This window comes from Rhodococcus sp. T7 (assembly GCF_009872365.1).
GTDB lineage: Bacteria > Actinomycetota > Actinomycetes > Mycobacteriales > Mycobacteriaceae > Rhodococcus_F.
On the sequence record NZ_WXYH01000321.1, the window covers coordinates 34,775 to 51,824 of the forward strand.

Consider the following 17,050-nt stretch of genomic DNA (forward strand, 5'->3'; position numbering starts at 1 on the left):
CGGTTGACCGGAGAGTGCTTTCGGATCCTCGCCCCAATTCCCGAAGCCGCCGCTGTGGGGAGAATCGTGTCCGCTGACGAAATACGCTCACGCATACTCGTCATTTGCGCGTGCAAAGGGATCCTCAGCGCGGATGAAAACCGGAGATGGGGATACGTCGACGCGACCATGGACAGTCGCCATGTCGCGGCCATCGTCACCGCCTGGGGCGAAGTTGTCCTCCAACCTCTCGAACTCGAACATCTACTCGGCCAGCTCTACCGCGGCGCGACCGTAGGCCGTGCCGTCGCGGAGATGAACCGACGGAATGGCAACTTTCGACTGGCCGTGCTCGGTGATCCCGATTCGCATATCGATCCCCTACCTCCGGAAGAGCTTGCCCAACTTCGCTACCGTGAGCCCCCTGCGCCTTTACCAGGCGATGGAGGCCGATTTCTCCATGCACTGACGTACGCTACCGAAGTCGCCACGACTGGCGAGGTGCAGCGACTTGCCGCCATCGCCGCAAGGCAAGTACGGGCATTCGAGCACATCGCAGGGTTGGGTATGTCGACCTCCGAAAGCCACGGCGTTGGTGAGGCAATGAGGCATGCCGTTCTCAAGTCCATCGCTTGCGACAGCATTCTTGCAGTGCAGCAGCATTGGACTCCCCTCGCGACTGGGCGGCGGCATCATGGGAACGACCGGTGCGAAACCTGTGGGGATTTGCTAGACGTGTTTCGGTTCGACTTCAGATCCTCGGGAATTCCCTCACGGGAACTCTTGACATGCCGACGATGCGAAACCTGGCGTGACGCTAAAATCGGCAGTCGACTCAGACTGGTAGAAAGCGACCGCACCCTTACTCTCGCCGGCGAGCTGCCGATCCGCGATTGGAGCGCAGTAGTGCAACTTGGATGCCAGGCAAAGAAACTCAGCAGGGTCTTCGCATGGCCAGCCGATGCCACAGGAGCACCTGCACGCAGTTGTGCGCCGCCTACCCCTTGGCCGCCTGGGACACTCACCATTGCCGTGATCATACTGGCGGGAACTGAACTTAGCATCGTCACAACGCCTGCGACGGGCGACACCGTTTGATGAGACTCCCGCGCGGGGGTTTCGGTAGATCTGGACTGATCAGGTCGGCCGATAAGGGGTGGTCCAGCGCCTGGTCGGTATGCATGGCGGATTGACTAGGGAGTGCGAAATCAAAAGTCTAACATCATATTCAGATTGCACTCACCGATCTGAGAACTGCTCATCCTGGTCGACTCCGACTTTGCGTTAGGGAGAGAAGGCAGGCCGCTGGCGAAGGGCGCGGCATGAACCGCCCGGATGCGGCATGCGTGTGGTCGCCGGTACCCGACCGCGCCTGATTGGCTGCCGCCCATTTGCACCCTCCCCGCAGCTGGGCGAAGGACGAGCGGCCGGGTCGACGGCCTGGCGACATCGCATCGACTCGGGGAAGCGCACCCTTAACCGCAACGCCTCACCCGTCCTCGACCCCCAGTCGAGGTGTGCTGCCTCAATTACGTCGTTCGCGATCGTCGGTGTCTACACGACCCCGGCGGCGCTGCTGGTAGGTCTGGTATAGCTCTTCGAGCATTTCGCGGACAAGGCTGCGTTGAGGGCGGCTGCGGAGTGGTGATGTGAGGTGTCGGCACGGATCGAATATCCGTGCGTTGCAGATAGTTCGAGCGCCTTCGCAACAGCTGCGGTTGCAACCGCGATCACTCGCGGTGGTAATGACAGCGGCGAGCAAGTTGGTCCTGACGGCGCGGTTCATGTCGACCATCCTGGTTGCCGGTTCGATTGGTGATGAGGGTGCGGGCGGCGTCGAGCTGTTGACGGTATGGGGAAGGAATTCGCCGGTGGAGACGAATTGTCTGGCAATGCGGTGGGCAGGACTTCCGTACAAGCAGCACCAGCGGTTGTAGGATCACGCTCGTTTCATGCACGCGCCATCGGCGTGCCCGGTCATCGATGCCGGTTGTCGACGGGTTCGCCGCGGATGTTGATTTTGCGGGATCGTTCCCATTGCACGCGGGAGGTGGCGTCGGCGAGGCGGGCGTAGCAGCGTTGCGCTTTCATCTGGGCTCTCACCGACTCGGGGACCGCGCGTGGCGCGAGGGCGCTTCGCCACGGCACGAATGATCCGTGCCAGGTTTAGCGCTGCCGGTCCCGTTGAGCCCGCCAGTCAATGGTCAGACGGAACAGTCGGCCGATCGCGGCGAGATCCTTGTTCAGTGGCCCCGGCCCGGTGTCGCGAGACTCGCCGGTTACCCACATCGTAAATCGTCAGCGCGAAAGCGCACTCGGACTGGGGTGCTGGTATCGCCGACGTCGACTCGACGCACTTCAGCTGGCTCTGCGGAGAACAGACGCCCGCCGGAGCGAGCCCTCGGGAGGGTCGGCTTGACGCAGCCTGCATCGGACATCCCGATCCGGACCGCATCCTTGAATTGTACATTCGGTGCGGAAAGATGCGCATGAGGCACGGATCATGATGGCGGGGCATACTGACCTCAACATACGTCGTTGGCACATCTGCTCTGACGGAACGCTTGTTGGGCCGCTGCGTGAACCACCTAAGTGGGAGGTCAGGATCTACTCCGGCAAAGTCGCCACTTTCATGGAGATCGTGCACGATCTCAATGGAGACTACGCATGAAGTACTCCATCAACACGATGGCGCATGAACTGGACTGCCTCGCCCCCGACTTCATCATCCTCCGCGATCAGCTCGTCGACGCGGCGACCGGCGTGGTGCGTGGCTGGCCTGACCTCGACGAGGTCCTGGTGCTCGGCGCTGGCGACTCGCACCATGCCGCGCTCGCATGCGGACTGGCGTTTGGTGAGACGCCCGGGCTTTCTTATCGTGCGCTCAGTGCCAGAGACTTCATCGGCTACGGAGCACACCAAGCGGGCCAAACGCGCGCACGGTTGGTGATCGGTGTGTCTGCATCGGGAGGTAATCCTTCAGCGGCTGAGGGACTACGGTTAGCTCGCGCGGCTGGTGACCGCACGCTGGCGGTGACGCTGGACAGCAGATCTTCCACAGCAACGGCCGCCGATGACGTGCTCACAGCATCGTTGGCCAACCTCGGGCTCTCACCTGGAATCAGAACCTACCAGTTCAGTCTCATCGCCCTTCTGGCGGTCGCGGCTGCCATCGCGGCAGCTAGGGACCCACTCGCGGGGCGGCGGGTGAACCTCCTGAGTTCCGGCGACCTTGCCGCAGTGATCGCTGAGGTCCGTCAGACGAAGGATCACTCCGCCCGCGAGCTTGCTGAGTCACTGTATGGCATTTCCCCCCTGGTCTTCGCTGGCAATGGGCCCGCACTGGGCACTGCGAAGCATGCGGCCGCCAAGGTGGTCGAAGCATCGGGGATCTTCGCTATCGGTGTGGATCCCGAGGACTGGTGGCACGTGCATCGATTCGCGACGCCTACGCACTCGCCGTTGATACTGATCGGGTCCGGGCGTCGTTCGTTTGATGGCGCATTGCCTATCTGGGACCGCGCAGCAGCTCTGGGACGGCCAGTCGTCCTGATCACAGCCGGCGACAATGCCAGCGAACTTCCCGAGCACCTAACACCCCTGGTTGACCATGTCACACCGACAATGCTGGCTCTGCACTTGGCTCGGCGATCCGGGCGGTGGCCGTTCGAGCCGTTGTAGGCGCGGTGCATGCCCGTTCGACGAAACGGCCGGCCAGTCGCTTGGAACAGGGTGCGCGGGCTGCCCGGATGCCATCGCTTGCGGGGCGGTCCGGGCGGCGTAGCGCCCACGCCCAGTGTCCGGGCGTTCGACACCGCCCACCGGCGAGATCTCACGTTACCGCCACCAACTGGTCTCCAGGGGTGTCGTTGAGGGTAGATCTCGGTCAGGAGCCCAGGTGGCTCGCCTGCCGCGCCGCTGATGAACAGTCGCAGCCCGTCGCGGCTCGAGTCGCCCCCGGTGAGTTCGACCGACAGACCCGTATGCCGGACCTCGGCGACCGTCTCACGTAGCGATCCGGCAGCCGCTGCAGCTGTGCCCGCCACACACCGCGTTTGAGGTTGCAGTCCTTCTGGTCAGAAACGCCAGCAGATCACCATCGTCACCGAGCAGTGTTCGAACGTCCGACCGCTCGCCGATGTCAAAGGCATCACCCATCGCTGTTCCACCTCCTTCTCACATCGTTCGTGGATAGACCCTCTCGGCCACCCAATAGACCGGCGGTGGCGACGGTGCACATCGTTCCATCCCTCCCCCCGCGGTCGGGGAGGACGGGACCGGAATCGCCGGAAGTGCCTCCCGGCGGGCAGGGCCGGTGAGCGAGGCCGGTGGCGGTGAACCCCGGAGGTTTTCGGGGTGGCCGGTCAGGTGCGGGTGCCGGCCGCGGGTGACGGAGACGGCGCGGGTGGTCGGCTGCCGGGTCGGGGTCGGCGGGCGTGCCGTCGCCGGTCGGTTTCGGTCATATCGCCCCAGATTCCGTGGAGGGCCTCCCCCGCCCCCCGAAATGTGGCCACCAATTCCGATGCGGCGGTGGCCAGTAGCCGATCGCTGCTCGAAGTCGATCGGACAGATCTGACCGAGAGTGGAATGCCGTGTGTTGTAGCGCGTGACCCAGCGTGATCTCGTCCTCCAACACGGACTCGGGTCCTGCACGTCTTGCAGCAACTGCTCTCGAACGGTCGAGTTCGTCATCGGGCGTCGTCCTTCCCTTCCCGCTGCCTCAACTCATGCCGTTAGACAGTGTGTGGGACCCTTCACTGGCTGTCCGGCGTTTCATCGTAGAAACGGTGTCAAAGAGCCTCAGCACCGGACGTCGATCACGCCGAGCCTGACGTCGACACCGGCCTTGCGAGCCTCGCGATCCGATCAGGCGTACGCGTAACTGCAGTAGTCGCCGCGAGGAAGCCCGGTCGGAGCAGCTTCCGCTTGAGCGTGCGGGCGAAATCGGGGCCATGCTTGTCTGAGAGGGCCGCTGCAACGTACGCCCATCGGCAAGGACGTCTCCAGGATCGCTCGATGCCCCCATGCCCGGGCCCGACGCTGCGCCGCATTTTCTCGATGTAGGTAGGCGTGGCGGGACCTCCCGGCCACCTGCGGCCACGCCGACGAATACGAGGGGACAGGGCCTCGGGCACTTCTCATCCAACCCGCAGCGATGCGTATCTAAACCGTACCAGGTACGGTTCAGGGATAGACTTGCCAGGTCAGCTCACATCGCCAGGAGGACACCATGAGCAAGGACGACGTCTCCAAGGTCACCGCGAACCTGCCCAACGACGACATCAAGACGCTCGAAGAGATCGCCAAGCGCCACGCCTCGACCAAGACCAGCGCCCTCGTCCGGGCCATCCGCACCACCGCCTACATCGACGAGGCCGCCTCCAACGGCGCCAAGGTCTTCATCGAGGAGCCCGACGGCACCAAGCGGGAGGTCGTCTTCAAGTGACCGAACCCGAACCGGAACGGCGCATCGTGCGGGGCGAGGACACTGTCACCGCCCTGGACGACGCGCACGTCGACGAGGTCAACGTCGGCACCACCGACCCCCGGGTGACCGAACAGCCCGAGGTCACCATCCGCCGCCTCGACGAACGCCAGGAGGACACCCGCAAGGCCCTGGCGATCGGCCTCTCCGTCGCGACCTTCCTCGTCGGCCTGATTTACCTGCTGGTGCCCCTGTGGGCCGGGACCGACAAGTGGGACCGCGCCAGCAGCCCGTTCCAGGTCGTCTTCACCGCGATGGTGGGCCTGACCGGCAGCGCCATCGGCTACTACTTCTCCTCGCGCAATCCCCCGTCGTAACAGGCAGAGCGACGCCGATCAGCCTCCTGGAAAGCTACGTCGACGCTCGGACACGCCGGAACAGAAACGGGGCCTCTTCCGTCGGCCGATATCGCTGCTCAGGGCAGGCAGTTGATGCGACATCGGCGGACACACCGTGCGGTCGTACAGGTCGGACTGGCGACGCGTCACTCGCCTGGTGCAACTATCCACGCTCACACGGCGCTGACAGCATCCCATGGTGGTGGCCGCCAACTCGATCGACGCGGCCGGCACCAGGCACCGGAGGGGAACGGGTGTCCGCATCCGCCACGACCGGGCCCTTACTTGAGAACGTGTCGTCGCCCGAACTTTCATGTCCGCAGATCGGGCCACTCATGCCCGCCACACGGATTTCCTCGCGACCGTTGACAACTGGTTGGTCGACCACGGTGTGCGCCGGAGAACGAGTAGGGCGCTACTCGCGATATTTTTGCGCGTCGGCCGTCACACTGATGTTCGGGCGAAACGTGCGGGCGCGCGTTGGTGTCGGTACGGGGTCCTATCGTCCGGGGTGCACGCCGCGACGACCATCCGCCGCGGGCAGGATCGGCGACCGCCCGATCGTGGTGGTGAGACGGAAACGAGGGTGAGCGCGATGGGATTTCGCACCTACCAGGGCAACACAATCTCCGAGAACGGCTGGCGCATTTGCGATACCGGCGAGATCGTCAAGCCGCTCGTGCCCGGCACGGACAACGTGCGGCCGGAGGTGCGCCGGGGCGCGGCGGCGACGATCCTGGTTGCCTGGGCGGCGCTGTGGCATCGGCGGATCTGGCGGATCGACAGTTACCGGCCCCGCGACTACTGGGGATTCAGCTGGGACAACGATATTGCCAACAGTAACCACCTGAGCGGAACGGCCGTGGATCTCAATGCCACCCGGTTGCCCTGGAAGGTGCGGGCGTCGGTGAACATGCCAGCCGACAAGATCGCGGCGGTCCGCCAGATGCTCACCGAGTTCGAGGGCACGGTGTTTTGGGGTGAGGACTGGGCCACCAAGGACCCGATGCACACCCAGATCAACCTCCCCGAGGGTGACCCCCGCCTGGACGCCTTCGCCACCCGGCTCGACAACGGCTACCTCTGGGTGTACGGGCCGCCCGACCCCGACGCGTTCCCCCTCCCGGCGGGGTATTATTACGGTCCGCTCGACGGACCCGCCGAGTCGATCAGCGGCTTGTTCCCCACGGACCCGCAATCCTGGAAGGACGGCCTGGGGCGCTGGCAGAAGACCTGCGGGATACCGGAAACCGGAATCTGGGACACCGGCACCGCCCGCGCAGCGACCGCGCTGCAGATCTCGAACGGATGGCCGGTGACCGGCTATGTGTTCGAGGGCGAATGGAATGTCGTGATCCGCCACGGGCAACGCCCCGATCTCGGGGGGTCCGGTCACCCCGCCGACACCGCCCGAGGTACGCGGCAAGACCTGGGCGGATGTGTCGCAGTACCAGATCACCCCGGCCACCGACGCATACCCGTACGACATCTTCTGTTTCCGATCCAACAGCGGGAACATGCGGGATACGAAGTTCGCGGCGAACCACGACTGGGCGGTGCGTGCCTGTGACGACGGCAGGCTGCGGTTCTTCATCGTGTACTGGTTCTTCCGGCCCGGTCAGGCGAACATCGACTTACTGATGCAGATGGTCACCGAGCAGGGCGGGCCGCATCCGCGGATGGTCGTCATGGCCGACGTCGAGGACGCAGCCGGGGCGATCACCGGGGACCAGTCGGCGGAGGTCAACGACGAGATCCGGCGGGCACGCGAATGGCTCGGCGAGCGGCGGGTGATCGGCTACTGGAACCCGGTGTCGAACGCGGACCTGTGGCGCACCCGCCCACCCGGTCTGCGATTGGTCACCCCCAGCTACGGCCGGGAGCCCGGATCGCCGAAGATGAAGCCAGACGGCTATTTCGCCCACCAATACACCGACATCGGCCCGTGCCCGCCCTTCGGTCGCTGCGACCTCAACTACACCCACCTGAGTACCGACGAACTCGAAGCGATGCTCGGCCTGGGGCACAGCCCCCCGGCCCCGGGTGCGGAACCGTTCCCGGTCGACGACGCGGCGCTGTGGGACTACATCGCCGGGGAGGTTCTCGGCCGATGACACTGGTGCGGTCATGAAGATCAGAGATCTCACTCCGGTGCCGCAGTTCGGTGTGGGCGGGACCGACCTGGGCATCCCGGTGCGGATGCCCACGGGGGAGATCGGATTCTTCTTCGGTGACACCTTCGCCGAGAACCGGGTCGGCGGCCCCGGTTGGCGCAGCCCGGTCCTGCTCTACAGCCACACCCACGACCTCGATGACGGGGTGCGATTTCACCGCGCGGCCGGGGGCAATCCCGCGAAACAGTTGTGGGACTACCCGCACAACAACCCGGAGTTCAGCACGGTGCTCCCGACCGACGCGATCGTGATCGGCAGCCGGATCTACCTGCACGTCCTCGTGGTTCGCGGCCTGCCGGACACGCGGTGGACCGAGATCCAATACTCCGACGACAACGGCGAGACCTGGACCCACGGTGGACCCAAGGCCCGGTGGGAAGGGTGGGAATTCGGCGGCCATCGCCGGATGCTTACCTGGGAACGCGGCGGTGACGGCTTCGTCTACGTGATGACCACCGGCGGCCTCGAACGTGACAAGAACGTGCTGCTGTTCCGCTGCCCCGAGGACCAGCTGCTGAACCGGGACATCTACGAGCCCTGGGGATTTCGCCACGGCGCCTGGGCATGGGGCAATCCACCAACCCCGATCCTGCCGGTCGGGTCCAAGGTCGGGGAACTGTGCCTGCGCCGAATGCAGAACAACTGGGTGCTCAGCTACTTCAACGAAGCCGAATACAACATCACCATCCGCGTCGTCGGACAGATCACCGACAACTGGCACACCGCTCCAACATTCCGGCCAGTACGGGGACCGTCAGGAAACGGTGGCCCCGACGTCGTGACCCGCCTGTACGGCGGATACGTGCACCCGGACAGCACATTCGACAACTTTCACATCATCGTGTCCGAATGGGCCGAATCCGGATGGCCATACCGGGCCATGCAATTTCGGGTACAGGTTCAACCCGCAGTACCGATCGAGGAGGACGAACACATGAGTGCACGCGAAGTCGCCGCCGCGTTCCGGGACGACCACCCGGTCGCCCTCTATGACGGGGCCGGCCGCAAACTTGATCTGCGAGAGGCCATCGCCGAGATCTTGTGGAAGGAGGTCACCAATCTCGGTCTGGAGGGCCGACCGGTGCCCGCGGACCGTCGGGACGATCAGTTCGGCCACATCCTGTCCAGCCACGCGCTGGCCGAGCAGAACAACAAACTGCTCCGGGCACTGTGTGAGAAGGCCGGCATCGACGTCAATCAGATCCTGACCTGATCTCCACGATAGGCAAGCAACCTGTGGGTAACGACCCGGGAGAGCAGATAGACGACGGGGCCCGAAACTCCTCGGCCAACGCCATGGTGTCCTCCTCGGTGCGGAACCGGTACCGCCGCCCGAAACGGGGATCGGTCTCCACCATCGCGGGCAGCTCATCAGTTCAGGCCGCGATTTGACGGGCCCCAAAACCGCGTAATCGAGGACACAGACACCCGGCGGTGGGCATGACTCCATCGCCATCGACTTCCTGAACCCACACGCTGTGCTGCTTCTGTGTAGGCCGCTCTGCGATGGCCCCAAGCGATGGGGGCATCGGGTCACGCGAGGCACCGCACTGCTACAGGGCGTCGAACGCTTCCTTGTTGCCCTTCGGGTCGGGTAACGGTCTGCGAGGCTCCCGCATTCCGCCACCTCCACCGTCATCGCGATCGATCCATACCGCGAGCGCGGACCCGGGATGGATCAGCGAACCCGCTTCGGGTGTTTGAGCCGTGATCACCCCGGTGGGCATGTCGGACTCGGCTATTGGACCGGCGTCCGCTTCGGGACCGCGCAGCCAGAGTCCGGCGTGGGCGGCCTCACGCTTCGCCCGCGAGGGCGCCCAATAACGTTGGGGACTGTGACGAAGTCACGGTGGCGTCGAAACATCGGGTGTACTCATCTTGAGACCGGAGGAATCCGTGTACCTCGACGATACGTTCACCGACCACACACGATCATTCCGGATGCGCCGCTCAGACACATCGGACAAGAGCGGCGCCGCCGCCACTGTCGATCGGACAGTAGATACCGAATGCTGGCGGTCGCGGCTACGAACCGGTCTTCCGGAGCATTCGGCGGGCGCGGCCTTGCACCGGCGCTCGCAAAGGCGAGGGTTGCGCGCAGGTCATCGCCGGAAGCAATGTCGATGCGGAAGGACCGATCAAACTCTCCTTCAGGACGACGCACACGCATCCACTGTCCGAACGGTATCCGCAAGGCGTGTGCGGGTCCCGCAGTAGCTCGATCGTGTGCTGCCCCGGCCCGTCACCATGCACTGAGGAGCACATATGCGGCCACGACGGACCCCACCACCGCGCCGCCGTAGCACAGCACCGCGATCACCCCACCGGCCCGCTCGACGCCCAATCCGTGACACAGGACGAAGCGGAATCTATGCGCCCAGTGGAACAATGCCAGAACACAGAGCCCGAAGAGCACCAGCAGTGTGACCGGGTAGTGCAGCACCGAGAGCAGGTGGGAGTGGTCGGGCGCGGCCAACCAGCCGAGCGGGATCGCGACGCCGAACAAAACCAGCAGGATCGGAATCAGCAGGGCCGCGGTCATGCCACCCGCGCTGAACAGCAGCCACGCTGCAGGCTCCAGCGATCTCGGGGTGCTCTGATTCCCGGCCGGTGCCCTCTTTGCCGTCATCGCAAGATCACCCACGCCACAACCGCCGAACACGCCGCCCACAGCCCGTAATGTGCTGCGAGCAGCACACGAGGCGGGACTCGCCGCCCGCGTAGCCGGACCACCATCGCCTTGGGCGCCAGGTTGAACCAGGTCACGGCGTGCAGCAGCACGAAAGCCGAGGCGATCACGTCGAGCGCGATCACCCATGGGCGGGCGCTCCAGTCGAGGAACTCCTGGTAGGCCACGGGGCCGGAGCTGACCGCGTCGACCAGCATCAGCAGGAACACCACAAACCACGCGACGAACACGCTGGACAGCTCGCGCATCATGAACAGGAAGTACGAGCGTCGCCGAAGCCACCAGAACCGCGACACCGGTTGGCGGTACGCGCGAGCCGTGTACACGGGGCCGGGGCCGGCGCCGCCCGATGGAGCGGTGTCCATGCCTCCAGCGCCGACGGGCCCGGCGGTCATCGGGCACCTCGGGGCAGGAGGAACTCCTTGAGCGACTTCGTCGCCGCGGTCAGCTTGTAGCGTTGGATCGCGCCGGCGGGGTCGACGCCCTTGGGGCATGCGACGCTGCACTCGCCGACGTAGGTGCAGGCCCACGCACCCTCCGCGGAGGCGAGTACATCACGCCGGTCCTCGGCGCCCTCGTCCCGCGAGTCCAGGTTGTACCGTTGCCCCAACGCGATCGCCGCCGGGCCGATGAACAGGGGATCGAGGGCGTATACCGGGCAGGCGGCGTAGCAGAGCATGCAATTGATGCACATGCTGTACTTCTTGTATTCGTCCATCTGCTCCGGTGTCTGCAGGTACTCGCCGTCCTCGGGCTCGGTGTCCTCCGAACGGATCAGCCATGGCTTGACCTTGGGCAGCTTCTCCATGAAGTCACTGATATCGACGACCAGGTCGCGGATCACCGGGAAGTTTCGCATCGGCTCGACCCGGACGGGCCCCGGCGCGTAGTCGGTCAGGAATGTCGAGCAGGTCAGCTTCGGCTCGCCGTTGACTGTCATGCCGCAGCTGCCGCAGATGCCCATCCGGCACGACCAGCGGTAGGACAACGTGCCGTCGAGGCGGTCCTTGATGTAGTTGAGGCCGTCGAGGATCGCCCACTGCTTGCGCAGCGGAACTTGATAGCTCTGCAGTGCCGGTTCGGACTCCTGCTCGGGCCGGTAGCGCGAGACCTCCATCGTGATGGTGTCGGCAGTGGTTGTGTCCGCCACGGTTCTCATCTCCCGTATATCCGCTCGCCCGGCGGCCAGCGGGTGATCGTGACCGGGAGATACGAGAAGCGGGGCTCCCCGTCGGGCTCCCGATGAACCAGTGAATGGGCCAGATACCGCTCGTCGTCGCGTGCGGGAAAGTCGGTGCGCTGGTGGGCGCCGCGTGACTCTTCCCGTCGCAGGGCGCTACCCACGATGCACTCGGCGACGTCCAACATGCACGACAGCTCGAGGGTGGCGACCAGCTCGGTATTGAAGGTACGGCTGTGATCATCGATAGCCGCGCCGGCGTAACGCTCCCGCAGCGCCCTGAGTTTGTCGACCGCCCTGCTCAATGTTTTCTCGTCCCGGAAGATACCGGCCCCGGCCTCCATCGCATCCTGCATCTCGGTGCGGATGCCGGCGATGCGGTCACGACCCGAGCCGCCCTCACCCTGGTGCCGGGCAAGCTCGCCTTCGAGCCGGTGCTGCTCGTCGCGTCCCTGCGCCTCGACGGCCGCGCTCGATGCCCCGGTGCGTAGTTGCCTTACGTAGTCCGCCGCGGCCTGTCCTGCGCGGGCTCCGAAGACCAGCAGTTCAGGTAGAGAGTTCGAGCCCAGCCGGTTGGCGCCGTTGATGCTCACGCACGCGACTTCGCCCGCAGCGTAAAGGCCGGCCAGGTCGGTTGCGCCCTGAATGTCGGTGTGGATCCCGCCCATCATGTAGTGCACGACCGGGCGCACCGGGATGAGTTCGTGGACCGGGTCGATGTTCTGATAGCTGGCGCACAGTTCGCGCACGAACGGCAGTTTGGCGTCGATGACGTTCGCGCCGAGATGGCGAAGGTCTAGATGGACGATCGGCCCGCTGGGGGTATCGATGGTCCGGCCTTTCTCCTGCTCGTGCACGAATGCCTGAGAGAGCCGGTCGCGCGGCCCCAGCTCCATGCTCCGCAGCTGAGGTTCGGGAGTGGGTGTGCCGAGGTCGTAGTCCTGCAGGTAGCGGTAGCCGTCCTTGTTCAGCAACCATCCGCCTTCCGCACGGGCGGCCTCGGTGATCAGGATGCCGGTGAAGGGCAGGCCGGTCGGGTGGTACTGGACGAACTCCATGTCTTTCAGACCGGCGCCCGCCCGATAGGCCAGAGCCATCCCATCGCCGGTCTTGATGTTGGCGTTGGTAGTGAAGGGGAAGACTCGACCGCAGCCTCCGGTGCACATGATGACGGCGCCGGCGACGATCGTCTCGATCCGGCCGGTGGCCAATTCGATTGCCACCACACCGCGCACCCGGCCTTCGTCGACGAGAATTGTTGTGACGAACCACTCGTCGTAGCGCACGATGTCCGAATATGACAGTGCCGTCTGGAACAGTGTGTGCAGCAAGTGAAAGCCGGTCTTGTCGGCGGCAAACCACGTGCGCTTCTTTCGCATTCCGCCGAAGGCGCGCACGGCGATGTGCCCGTTCGACTGTCTGCTCCAGGGACAGCCCCAGTGTTCGAGACGAAGCAGCTCGGTCGGGGCTTCCTCGATGAATGCCTCGACGGCATCTTGGTCGGACAGCCAGTCGCTGCCGGACACGGTGTCGATGGCGTGTTCGTCGAGATGGCGTGTTCGTCGAGGGTGTCGTCATCGGCGATGACGGCAGCGGCTCCACCCTCTGCGGAGACTGTGTGGCTGCGCATCGGATAGACCTTCGACACGATCGCGACGCTCAGCTTCGGGTCGGCTTCCGCGATGGCGATGGCCGCCCGCAGGCCCGCGCCACCGCCGCCGACGATGACGACGTCGTGGAATGCGGTCATTTTCAGGCCTCGTGGTTGCCGCTGTGCTCGTCCTTCAGGACCTTGCCGTCGTGGCGGACGGTCTTGATACGGACGGAGCCGTCGTGGAATTCGTGGCGAATCATGCGGCAACCGCAGGCGTAGGTCCGGTCGTCGATGCGCAGGCCTTCGTCGTCGTTCTCCTGGTGCCGTCGACCGTCCACGAGCCGCCCGCAGGGTGCTCGCTCCGCGGCAAAGGGTGAACTCGTGCGGATCATCGGCCACCTCCCTGCCCTGGCGGACGGCCAAACCACTGATCGGTCTCCTCGGCCGGGTTGTGGGGCCGGGCGCCAGACAACGTAGTGTGATCTAGTTCACATTGGACGATACGCCTCTTCGCGCACGGTCCAGGGCGGCCAGGCGCAACGCGCACCCCCGGCCAACCCGTGATCCGCGGACACAAGCAGCGCTCGACCCGCCAACCTCGTAATGAACCGTCCGTCCCACGTTCGTCGACGACGAATCCGAGGTCGTCGGTGAGTCGCTCGAAGGTGGCGGACCGGAGCCCGTTCCGAGGTCGGTCGCTCGGGTCGATGGTCAGGAGCCCGCGGAGCATGGCGCAGGTTTCGCGGTCGTGCCCGAGCGCTCGGCGTTGGTCGTCGTTCACCGAAGGTCCGGCCGACGTTCGGCGTCGGCGTCGGCGTTTGGTGCGGCGCCCTGGGCGGGCGGGCTGGTCGACCGCCCTCAGCAGGTCGTGTGTGGGGCGTTGGTAGGTGGTGAGCCACCGGTGGTCGACGGGTTCATCGCGTAGATACGCCGTCAGGGCGGAGGTGTTGTTACCGGTATCCAACCATCGGCATAGGTCGGTGGTGCGATCCTGCACGTGCTGTAACAATGCGTGTGACGAAACGGGCATCAAGCCTCCTCCGGGGCGGACTTCCTTTCAGCGAGAATGGATTCGACGTTGTCGCACACTTCTCCCGGCACCGCCTAGTTCCGGACGCCATTGTGACCGATGCCGGCGCCTGATGTTGCCCAGGCGCTCCACTGGCAGTCCACCGCCGTCGCGACCGACCCTGATCGACCCACGGACTGCAACACTGACGCTCTCTTCCGGGGGGAGAGGTCGACCTCCGGAGTAGCGGTGCGACAACATCTTCGACGGTGTCAGATCATGACCGCCGCGACCGCGACGACCGCGAGCATGGAGAGGGCCACGGTCGCCGCGCCGAGGACGGATCCGGGTCACCACCGCCTCGGACGATCCGCATGGGCCGGCGACCGAACACGAAAGTGGATGCCCAGGCCAGCGGCAGGTGCACCCGCCCGGTGCGCGGCGTCAGCAGTCATGCCTTCGCTCCTCCCACTACCCGAAACGTGATGCCCATCACACATTGGGGTGCCATCGCCCGTTGTACACCCCCGCCCCAGGACGCACCACTCGAGCGGACGTCCAGTTGCGCTGCGCGAGCGGGCATCCCGGCCGCAACGGCGTGGACGTGCGCCTCTGGCGCGTCCGCGGGTTGATGCTGTACAACTAACGCAGGGAGATTGGTTTGTGATCTGAACCACACCCAAACGTTACCTGAAGAGACCGCTACGCCAATGTGAACACCGGATCCGGAGAGGGACTGACCGCGCCACCATCTGCGCGGTCCGGCTTCCGGAATCGAGAAAGGGTAGTGCCCGAGTGCTGTTGCCGATGGCGCCGACCGATTCATTGTTCCTGCTGGGCGAGTCGCGGGAGCATCCGATGCACGTGGGTGGGCTGGCGTTGTTCGCCCCACCGGACGGGGCGTCCGCCGCGGACCTGCGGGAGATGTTCGAGACTGCCCTGACCGGCGACCGGGTGGCCAGCTTGTTCCGCAAGCGGGCCCGCCGGTCGGTGACCTCGCTCGGGCAGTGGGGCTGGGACACCCTCGCCGATCATGAGGTGGACCTCGGGCACCACGTGCGCCGAGATGCGTTGCCGCGGCCGGGCGGTATGGACGAGCTGATGGCCCTGGTGTCGCGGCTGCACGGCACCCTCCTCGACCGCAGCCGCCCCCTGTGGGAGATGCATCTGATCGAGGGGCTCGCCGACGGCCGCTATGCGGTCTACACCAAGATCCACCACGCCCTCGCCGACGGTGCCTCCGCGATGAACCTGTTGGCCGGCTCCCTGAGCGCGGACCCGCACCGGCGGCACATGCCCGCCCCCTGGCAGCCCGTACCGCGGCTGGCCGCCGTCCCCACACCACACGAGCCGAAGGACTCCGCGCCGGGGCGGGGCCTGTCGGCGGCACTCGACCTTCCCGGGCTTGCGTTGCGCGCCGGTCGCACCGTCGCCGGCGAGGTCGCCGGTCTGGTGCCCGCCGCGATCGGCACACTGGACCGCGCCGCCCACGGCACCGGCGGCGCCCTCTCGCTCACCGCCCCGCACACCGTGCTCAACGGACCGATCGGTGGCGCCCGACAGGTCGCCGCCCATACCTTTCCGCTGGAACGAATCCGGTTGCTGGCCAAGCACGCCGACGCCACCGTCAATGACATCGTGCTGGCCGTCTCCGCTGGCACCCTGCGCGGCTACCTGCACGCCCGCGACGCGTTACCGGCCGACCCGCTGATCGCAATGGTCCCCGTCTCGCTGCGCCCCACCGACACCGAATCCGGCGGCGGCGCCTCCGGAGGCAACCGGGTGGGGGTGCTGATGTGCAACCTCGCCACCCACCTCCCCGACCCCGGGCACCGCCTCGAGACCGTGCGCGACTGCATGCGCGACGGCAAGGCCGCGCTGCGCGAGATGAGCCCGGCGCAGGTGCTCGCGATGAGCGCCCTCGGCGCCGCCCCGCTCGGGATGGAGATGCTGCTCGGCCGGCGCGGTCCGTTGCGTCCTCCGTTCAACGTGGTGATCTCCAACGTCGCCGGCCCCACCACGCCGTTGTACTGGAACGGGGCCCGCCTCGACGCCCTGTACCCGCTGTCGATCCCTACCACCGGGCAGGCCCTCAACATCACCTGCACCAGCAACGACGACCAGATCGTCTTCGGGCTCACCGGCTGCCGCCGCACCCTGCCCGACCTGAACCCGATGCTCGGGCACCTCGACACCGAACTCGACACCCTCGAACGTGCCGTCGGCCTGTAGCGCCACACCACCCGAACCCAGGAGAACCGAACTACATGAGCACTTCCTCCCCCGCGGCACCGAACCCGCACCTCACCGCACCGCGCACCGGGCCGATCAGTACCGCCGAGATCAAGGCCCGCATCGAGGCAATGTTCCCCGGCGACCGACACCGGCCCCGTTCCACCCCGAACTGAACACCAGTCACCGAGATCGAGAGGATCCTCGACCATGAAGACCCATGTGACACTGCTGCTCGGAGCGCTCGCCGGCACCGCGGCCCTCCAATCATTCCTCGGCCGAATTACCGGCAAGCCCCGCCACCGCGGGGCGCCGTTCCACCCGAACGGCTGACACATCGGTCCGACCACTCGCGCACATCCCGACGGCC

15 protein-coding genes and 1 pseudogene are annotated in these 17,050 nt (G+C 65.7%); 9 read left to right on the forward strand and 7 right to left on the reverse strand.

Going from position 1 to position 17,050, the window contains the following annotated elements; all coding sequences use genetic code 11:
- Positions 1–1,956: 1,956 nt before the first annotated feature.
- Positions 1,957–2,127, reverse strand: a complete 171-nt coding sequence (locus MLGJGCBP_RS25025) for a hypothetical protein (RefSeq protein WP_157234274.1) — start codon at positions 2,125–2,127, stop codon at positions 1,957–1,959.
- Between the two features lie 519 nt (positions 2,128–2,646).
- On the opposite strand from MLGJGCBP_RS25025, the gene MLGJGCBP_RS25030 reads away from it, so the two are divergent.
- The 6 genes from MLGJGCBP_RS25030 (at position 2,647) to MLGJGCBP_RS25055 (ending at position 9,189) form a co-directional block, all read left to right on the forward strand.
- Positions 2,647–3,660 (forward strand): SIS domain-containing protein, encoded by a 1,014-nt coding sequence (locus MLGJGCBP_RS25030; protein ID WP_007298603.1) that lies wholly within the window; start codon positions 2,647–2,649, stop codon positions 3,658–3,660.
- A 1,549-nt stretch (positions 3,661–5,209) separates the two neighbouring features.
- A complete protein-coding gene (locus MLGJGCBP_RS25040; protein ID WP_007298602.1) occupies positions 5,210–5,425 on the forward strand; it encodes a hypothetical protein in 216 nt (71 codons plus the stop codon).
- Positions 5,422–5,781, forward strand: a complete 360-nt coding sequence (locus MLGJGCBP_RS25045) for a hypothetical protein (RefSeq protein WP_007298601.1) — start codon at positions 5,422–5,424, stop codon at positions 5,779–5,781. The genes MLGJGCBP_RS25040 and MLGJGCBP_RS25045 overlap by 4 nt, the downstream gene beginning before the upstream one ends.
- Positions 5,782–6,397: 616 nt before the next feature.
- Positions 6,398–7,372, forward strand: a complete 975-nt coding sequence (locus tag MLGJGCBP_RS52045) for a M15 family metallopeptidase (RefSeq protein WP_236581355.1) — start codon at positions 6,398–6,400, stop codon at positions 7,370–7,372.
- Complete coding sequence (locus tag MLGJGCBP_RS52050; RefSeq protein WP_236581356.1) at positions 7,359–7,916, forward strand: hypothetical protein; 558 nt, start codon at positions 7,359–7,361, stop codon at positions 7,914–7,916. The genes MLGJGCBP_RS52045 and MLGJGCBP_RS52050 overlap by 14 nt, the downstream gene beginning before the upstream one ends.
- A gap of 13 nt (positions 7,917–7,929) precedes the next feature.
- Positions 7,930–9,189, forward strand: coding sequence for a DUF4185 domain-containing protein (locus MLGJGCBP_RS25055; protein ID WP_007298600.1), 1,260 nt, complete (start codon positions 7,930–7,932; stop codon positions 9,187–9,189).
- 340 nt (positions 9,190–9,529) lie between these two features.
- On the opposite strand, the gene MLGJGCBP_RS25060 is transcribed toward MLGJGCBP_RS25055, so the two are convergent.
- The 6 genes and pseudogenes from MLGJGCBP_RS25060 to MLGJGCBP_RS25085 all read right to left on the reverse strand — a co-directional run bounded on the left by MLGJGCBP_RS25060 (position 9,530) and on the right by MLGJGCBP_RS25085 (position 13,831).
- Positions 9,530–9,703 carry a hypothetical protein gene (locus MLGJGCBP_RS25060; RefSeq protein WP_157234272.1) on the reverse strand — a complete coding sequence of 58 codons (174 nt, stop codon included), beginning with the start codon at positions 9,701–9,703 and terminating at the stop codon, positions 9,530–9,532.
- A gap of 515 nt (positions 9,704–10,218) precedes the next feature.
- A complete protein-coding gene (gene frdD / locus MLGJGCBP_RS25065) occupies positions 10,219–10,605 on the reverse strand; it encodes a fumarate reductase subunit FrdD (RefSeq protein WP_007298599.1) in 387 nt (128 codons plus the stop codon).
- Positions 10,602–11,030, reverse strand: a complete 429-nt coding sequence (locus MLGJGCBP_RS25070; RefSeq protein WP_050998648.1) for a fumarate reductase — start codon at positions 11,028–11,030, stop codon at positions 10,602–10,604. The genes frdD and MLGJGCBP_RS25070 overlap by 4 nt, the downstream gene beginning before the upstream one ends.
- Before the next feature lie 26 nt (positions 11,031–11,056).
- Positions 11,057–11,824: a succinate dehydrogenase/fumarate reductase iron-sulfur subunit gene (locus MLGJGCBP_RS25075; protein ID WP_007298597.1), complete on the reverse strand. Its 768-nt coding sequence runs from the start codon at positions 11,822–11,824 to the stop codon at positions 11,057–11,059.
- Positions 11,821–13,595 (reverse strand): annotated as a pseudogene (gene frdA / locus MLGJGCBP_RS25080) (fumarate reductase (quinol) flavoprotein subunit). Before frdA ends, MLGJGCBP_RS25075 begins: the two are co-directional and overlap by 4 nt.
- 2 nt (positions 13,596–13,597) lie before the next feature.
- Entirely contained in the window at positions 13,598–13,831 is a 234-nt protein-coding gene (locus MLGJGCBP_RS25085) for a hypothetical protein (RefSeq protein WP_037235279.1), read from the reverse strand.
- A gap of 1,412 nt (positions 13,832–15,243) precedes the next feature.
- On the opposite strand from MLGJGCBP_RS25085, the gene MLGJGCBP_RS25090 reads away from it, so the two are divergent.
- Genes MLGJGCBP_RS25090 through MLGJGCBP_RS53270 form a run of 3 tightly spaced genes read left to right on the forward strand, consistent with a single transcriptional unit; the run spans position 15,244 to position 17,013 of the window.
- Positions 15,244–16,680, forward strand: coding sequence for a WS/DGAT/MGAT family O-acyltransferase (locus MLGJGCBP_RS25090; protein ID WP_007298595.1), 1,437 nt, complete (start codon positions 15,244–15,246; stop codon positions 16,678–16,680).
- A gap of 35 nt (positions 16,681–16,715) precedes the next feature.
- Positions 16,716–16,856 carry a hypothetical protein gene (locus tag MLGJGCBP_RS25095; RefSeq protein ID WP_157234271.1) on the forward strand — a complete coding sequence of 47 codons (141 nt, stop codon included), beginning with the start codon at positions 16,716–16,718 and terminating at the stop codon, positions 16,854–16,856.
- 34 nt (positions 16,857–16,890) lie between these two features.
- Positions 16,891–17,013 (forward strand): hypothetical protein, encoded by a 123-nt coding sequence (locus MLGJGCBP_RS53270; protein ID WP_258085253.1) that lies wholly within the window; start codon positions 16,891–16,893, stop codon positions 17,011–17,013.
- Positions 17,014–17,050 lie beyond the last annotated feature (37 nt).

What these genes read in the sequence shown, in the direction of transcription:
- MLGJGCBP_RS25055 (WP_007298600.1), top strand. Translation starts at nt 7,930, where the DNA reads ATGAAGATCAGAGATCTCACTCCGGTGCCGCAGTTCGGTGTGGGCGGG.
- MLGJGCBP_RS25030 (WP_007298603.1), top strand. Translation starts at nt 2,647, where the DNA reads ATGAAGTACTCCATCAACACGATGGCGCATGAACTGGACTGCCTCGCC.
- MLGJGCBP_RS52045 (WP_236581355.1), top strand. Translation starts at nt 6,398, where the DNA reads ATGGGATTTCGCACCTACCAGGGCAACACAATCTCCGAGAACGGCTGG.
- MLGJGCBP_RS25040 (WP_007298602.1), top strand. Translation starts at nt 5,210, where the DNA reads ATGAGCAAGGACGACGTCTCCAAGGTCACCGCGAACCTGCCCAACGAC.
- MLGJGCBP_RS25085 (WP_037235279.1), bottom strand. Translation starts at nt 13,831, where the DNA reads ATGATCCGCACGAGTTCACCCTTTGCCGCGGAGCGAGCACCCTGCGGG.
- MLGJGCBP_RS25075 (WP_007298597.1), bottom strand. Translation starts at nt 11,824, where the DNA reads ATGAGAACCGTGGCGGACACAACCACTGCCGACACCATCACGATGGAG.
- MLGJGCBP_RS25095 (WP_157234271.1), top strand. Translation starts at nt 16,716, where the DNA reads ATGAGCACTTCCTCCCCCGCGGCACCGAACCCGCACCTCACCGCACCG.
- MLGJGCBP_RS53270 (WP_258085253.1), top strand. Translation starts at nt 16,891, where the DNA reads ATGAAGACCCATGTGACACTGCTGCTCGGAGCGCTCGCCGGCACCGCG.
- frdD (WP_007298599.1), bottom strand. Translation starts at nt 10,605, where the DNA reads ATGACGGCAAAGAGGGCACCGGCCGGGAATCAGAGCACCCCGAGATCG.
- MLGJGCBP_RS25060 (WP_157234272.1), bottom strand. Translation starts at nt 9,703, where the DNA reads ATGCCCACCGGGGTGATCACGGCTCAAACACCCGAAGCGGGTTCGCTG.
- MLGJGCBP_RS25070 (WP_050998648.1), bottom strand. Translation starts at nt 11,030, where the DNA reads ATGGACACCGCTCCATCGGGCGGCGCCGGCCCCGGCCCCGTGTACACG.